At 23.9% G+C, this 5,358-nt stretch carries 6 protein-coding genes; all 6 read right to left on the bottom strand.

Annotated elements, in window-relative coordinates:
• Window positions 1-115: 115 nt before the first annotated feature.
• Complete coding sequence (gene pheA, locus BGI41_RS06460; protein WP_088539657.1) at window positions 116-928, bottom strand: prephenate dehydratase; 813 nt, start codon at window positions 926-928, stop codon at window positions 116-118.
• A gap of 68 nt (window positions 929-996) precedes the next feature.
• The gene (locus BGI41_RS06455) at window positions 997-1,818 is read right to left on the bottom strand and encodes an HPP family protein (RefSeq protein WP_088539652.1); all 822 of its coding nucleotides are present in this window, start codon (window positions 1,816-1,818) and stop codon (window positions 997-999) included.
• Between the two features lie 86 nt (window positions 1,819-1,904).
• Window positions 1,905-2,852, bottom strand: coding sequence for a CBS domain-containing protein (locus BGI41_RS06450; RefSeq protein ID WP_088539649.1), 948 nt, complete (start codon window positions 2,850-2,852; stop codon window positions 1,905-1,907).
• 371 nt (window positions 2,853-3,223) lie between these two features.
• A complete protein-coding gene (locus BGI41_RS06445) occupies window positions 3,224-3,925 on the bottom strand; it encodes a 7-carboxy-7-deazaguanine synthase QueE (protein ID WP_233126336.1) in 702 nt (233 codons plus the stop codon).
• An 8-nt stretch (window positions 3,926-3,933) separates the two neighbouring features.
• On the bottom strand, window positions 3,934-4,449 hold the full coding sequence (locus tag BGI41_RS06440; RefSeq protein ID WP_088539647.1) for a 6-carboxytetrahydropterin synthase: 516 nt from the start codon (window positions 4,447-4,449) through the stop codon (window positions 3,934-3,936).
• Window positions 4,450-4,634: 185 nt separating this feature from the next.
• A complete protein-coding gene (locus tag BGI41_RS06435; RefSeq protein WP_088539645.1) occupies window positions 4,635-5,228 on the bottom strand; it encodes a DUF366 family protein in 594 nt (197 codons plus the stop codon).
• Window positions 5,229-5,358: the final 130 nt, after the last annotated feature.

Here is a 5,358-nt window from a genome sequence, read left to right as displayed (position 1 = left end):
ATTATAAACAATATTCAAAAAAATAAATATCTTAAATTTAAAATATTATAAAAAACCACTAAATAAAATTAAAATACATAACATCTTAAATTCAGAATACTATAAAAACAATTTATTAAGATTCAAATACAGGATATGAACCTAATATTTTAAAAAATGAAGTATTATTACGAACCTCATTTAATATTTCAGATATCTTCTCATTTTTTCTATGACCATACATATCTATAAAGAATATATATTTTCCAAGACCTTGTTTAGATGGTCTAGACTCTATTTTACTTAAGTTTATATGATTATTAGCAAAGATACTTAAAATTTCATATAAACCTCCAGGTTTATCATCATATAATGAGAATACTATAGATGTTTTATCATTAGAACTAGGTCTTGAATCATGATTAGATATTACTACAAATCTTGTTTCATTATTATCTACATCTTGAATATTTTTCTCAACAACATTTAAACCATATATTTTAGCAGATTTTAAAGTACCTATAGATGCAGAGTTTTTAAAATTATTAATTTTCTTTGATGCAATAGCAGTACTTAATGTTTGATGTGGCTTAATATTATGTTCTATTAAATAATTATGACATTGTGCTAAAGCTTGTGGATGAGAAAAAACATCAGTAATATCTTTTAGTTCTACACCTTTAGGTGCAAGTAAATTATGATTAATAGGATAAATAATTTCTTTTTCTATCATCAAATCATAAGAGTGGACAAGTAAATCTAAAATAATATTTACAGATCCTTCAATAGAATTTTCAATAGGAACAACACCTTTAGAACATTTACCACTAATTACAGCATCCATTACATGATTAATTGAATCACAAGCAAGTAAATCATTACTGATTTTAGATGCTACTTCATGAGTAAAAGTACCTTCAGGCCCTAAAAAAGCAATATCTTTAATAATAGAACCTCCAAAATAGTAAAAATAGTTAAATATTAAGAATATCTTAATATTCAACTTAAAAAATAAGATTAGTCACTTTCTAAATCTGCTACAAGAGCAAGTAAATCTGTTTGAGTGATGATACCAATAACTTTATTATTTTCATCTACAACAGGGTAACCATTGTATCCAGTTTCTAACATTTTATTTGCAACATCAACAATACTTTCATCTTTAGAGACAGTTTCAACATTTCCTGACATTAAATCACTAACATAAAGATTTTTAATTTGGGATTTTTGATATTTATCAGGAGTATGTTTTTTAAAGTCAATTAAACATCTAATAATATCTTTAGATGTAATAATTCCTGCAAGTTCATTATCTTCAGTTACAAGTAACCTACCAATATGATTATCTAAAATAACCCTTCTTGCATGAACTAATCTTTCATCAACTGATACAGAGATAATATCATTAGTCATAATATCTCCAACAGTATATTTTTCATATGCTTTACCAGAACATATTCCAACGAAATCTGCTTTAGATACTATACCTACCATAATACCATCAGATTCAATAGGAACAGAACCAATACCTTTATCAAGCATTATGTTAGCTACATCCACCAAATTCATTGTTTCATCAACAGTAATAACATCTTTTACCATAACAGATGAAATGTGTAATGCAGATGGAGAAAGTTTTTCATATTTAGAAGAACCTAATTTTTTTGCAATATCTCTTTCAGATACAATACCTACTAATTCTTTTTCATTATTTTTATTAGTATTAATAACAGGTAATCTAGAAATTCTATTTTTCCTAAGTAATTTTAATCCATCTAAAAGATTTTGATCTTTATCAATAGTAATTAAGTCTTCAGACATAATGTTTTTAATTTGCATAATCTAGTCCCCTTTTAATTTATTAAACGTGTTTATTTTTATAAAAATTAAATAAAAAAATTAGTAGAACCTACTAATTAAGAAATTTAACTATTATTAATTGCTTTAAGAATATCTCTTTCAGTAATTATTCCAACAACTTGATCATGACTAATTACTGGGACACCACCAATATTTTTCTCTTTTAATAATTCAGCAAAGTCACCAAGTTTAGTTGTTGGTTCAACAGTTCTTGCACCTTTAGACATTACTTCAGAAATTTTAATTTCTTCTAATAAATCAGATGCAACATTTGTATCCATTTGTGAGAAGAATTTTTTATCAACAAAGTATCTTAAAATATCTGTTGAAGTTACAATTCCAATAATTCTATCTTCAGTATGGTCTGGTGCATTTTCATCTTCACTTACAATAGGTAATCTCCTAAAACTATTTCTTACCATAAATTTAGTTGTATAATCTAAAGAAGTTCCTGGAGTAATAGTAATTATATCAGAAGACATATAATCCTCAACTGTTTCTTTAGTTAAAACACCAGCAAGTGCTAAAGCAAAATCTCTTTCTGTTACAATACCTACTAATTTATCATCTTTATCAACGATTGGCATTGCACCTACATGATTATCTACCATAGCTTTAACAGTTTCTTTAATAGAAGCTTTATGATTCATAGTAATTACACCACGAGTCATAATTTCTTTAATAGGTTCGTTAATTGCAGCGAGATAATTATCATTACATTTATATTTAATAATATTGTATTTATCTCCACCACCTAAAAAGCTAAGAATATCCATAGTTGTTACAATACCTAAAATTTTTTTGGAACCTGGGTCTGTAATTGGAATTCTTCTAAATTCGTGTTCTATCATTCTATGTGCTGTATCTATAATAGAGGTAGTAGGAGGTACTGAAATAACATTTTTTGAAACTAATGTCATTACATCTCCATCATGATCAGCTTCTTTTGTTTCACGTTCAATAGATCCTCTGTTTCTTGATTTTTTAAAACTTTTAGTGCTTTTATCATTCATAGAACACACCTCATCTTTTTTTAATAAGATAATAAAAAAATATTATACAAAAAAATCTTAGATTAAAATTTAAAATTGAATATACCTAAAAAATCAAAAATATAAACAAAATATAAAAAATACTAAGAATGTATAATATAAAAAAACAGATTACTTTTTTTAATCACCTTTTAACAATATTATTAATGTTTTAATATATAATAACATTTTCTATATGATTTTCTGTTTTGATATAAACAAACAAATAAAAAATTGAAAAAAATTAAAATAATATAAAAAAAATATAAAAAAACTTATAAAAAAAATAATAAAATACTATAAAAAAATGAAAAATTTATAAAAATATAGATAGTAAAATAAATGGTACATATTCATTCAATATCCATAAACTTATGTAATTGAGGAATAACTAAAACATCCATATATTTACCTACAATCTCCGAAAACTTAAATAATTTGTTTTTATTATTTTTCCAAAGTTCAATAGGACTTACTGGCTGAATTATAACTGATACTTTATTTTTTTCATTAATAGCTTCAGAAATATTAGAAATTAAATTTTCAAATAATTTTAAATCTAAACTAGGAAGCACAACAATTTTACAATATACAATAATTCCTTTTTCTATTAAAAGATTAATTGAATTTATTTCTGAAGAGATTATTTTAGAATTAAAAGCATCATCTAAATTCTCAGGTACTTTAATATCTAAAGAAGCATAATCTAAATTATCAATTTTATTAATTTCCTTAGTTAATGTACCATTAGTTTCAAGAAAACCAGGAAAATCAATTTTATCAATAACTTCTTTTATAAAGTCAGCATATAAACTAGGTTCTCCGCCAGTAAATGAAACAGAATGTAAATCAGGAGTTTTAAGTTTATTAATACAATCTACAACATAATCAACATTTTTAATAGTTCCATTTTTAGAAGATTTACTTGCTTCAGTATCACAATAACTACAATTAAGATTGCAACCTGCAAATCTTACAAAGATTTGTCTTCTACCTACAAGTAAACCTTCACCTTGAATACTTGAAAATATTTCAACAATAGGAGCTTCCAACATGATAAGACCTAATTAATAGTTTTTGTAAACATTGCACCTTGACCAATACCTTCATTAACACATGCAGAAATTGATTTAAGATTATCTGTATTAGAAAGTTTTTCATAAATTTTTTCAACAAAATATTCTGATAAAGCTTCTGCAGAAGTATATTTTATAGGAAGAAGTACACAATCTTCTTTAGGAATAGTATAACCTTTATGTTCAATTTTAAATTGAATATTATTAAAACCATCAAAAGATTCAACAGATAAATTATCTTTATCTACATCTTTAAAGTCCATATGATTATTATAAATCGGTACTAAAAATCTATGATCAAGAGTATTACAAATTTCTTTTACAATTGATTTAACTTCTTTAAAATCAACAACAAAATTAAAATCTCCTGATCTTTCACCTTCTATTTCAATATCAACAAAATATGAATGACCATGAATAAAACCACAAGATTTATGAGTTGGTATCATATGAGCTGCTGAAAATCTTAAATTAGCATTTATTCCATTAATAATTATTTTCATTTTTAAACCTCTTAGTACTTTCTTAAAATAAATTTACAATAAATTGATTAAATAAAATGATTTTTAAATTAATTAAAAATTTTATTAGATTTTTATAAGACAATATACATCTTAAATATAAATAAAACCACATTACCTCAAAACAAAATAAAATCTTAATAAATCAAATAATTAAATAAATAAAACTATAAAATTTTAGTTTTACTAATATCTAAATCTAAAGTATTTAATTCATTAATATATGCATCTAAAACTTCATTCATAAAATCACATATATTATCATCATTAAATATTTGATTACCTTCAGAATCTTTTATATCAAAAAGACCAATAGTCTCAACATCATCAGGAGTTCCTTCATCCTTAATATTAAGAGCAAAATGAATTTTCATTGAGCTTATTGATGCAGTAGCAATACATACACTAAGTTTTCTTCCATTAATATAAATATCGTCTCCATCCCTATTAGAAATAATACCTCTTTTAACTAAATGCTCATTAAAAATTAATATTAATAATCTTTGACGTAAATATGCAATTCTCATATTAGCAGGTTGACAATCAAAAAATTCAGTCATAGTATGAAACATTTCATTTGATTTAATTTCAGTACCTACATCTGCAAAATCTTTAATATTTTCTGGATGAATATTCATAGGTCCTCTCCAAGAAATTATTGAAGATCCTCTTACATTAAATTCTCTAAAAGCCCACATAGGTTCTATTTGACTTCCATCATATGGAAATTTTTCTTGTATATGTTTATGTATAATAGACACATAACCACTCCCAATAATTTTAAAAATAAAGTCTTAAATTTTATTAATATAAAAATCTTAATAAAATTAAAATATTATAATTTAATACTATATTTATTTATAATTAAATAAAATATTAACACTTTTATAA

Origin of the sequence: Methanobrevibacter sp. 87.7 (assembly GCF_002208625.1) — an archaeon.
Taxonomy (GTDB): Archaea; Methanobacteriota; Methanobacteria; order Methanobacteriales; family Methanobacteriaceae; genus Methanarmilla.
This window is presented reverse-complemented; position numbering and strand designations above follow the sequence as displayed.

What these genes read in the sequence shown, in the direction of transcription:
- BGI41_RS06455 (WP_088539652.1), bottom strand. Translation starts at nt 1,818, where the DNA reads ATGCAAATTAAAAACATTATGTCTGAAGACTTAATTACTATTGATAAA.
- BGI41_RS06445 (WP_233126336.1), bottom strand. Translation starts at nt 3,925, where the DNA reads ATGTTGGAAGCTCCTATTGTTGAAATATTTTCAAGTATTCAAGGTGAA.
- BGI41_RS06450 (WP_088539649.1), bottom strand. Translation starts at nt 2,852, where the DNA reads ATGAATGATAAAAGCACTAAAAGTTTTAAAAAATCAAGAAACAGAGGA.
- BGI41_RS06440 (WP_088539647.1), bottom strand. Translation starts at nt 4,449, where the DNA reads ATGAAAATAATTATTAATGGAATAAATGCTAATTTAAGATTTTCAGCA.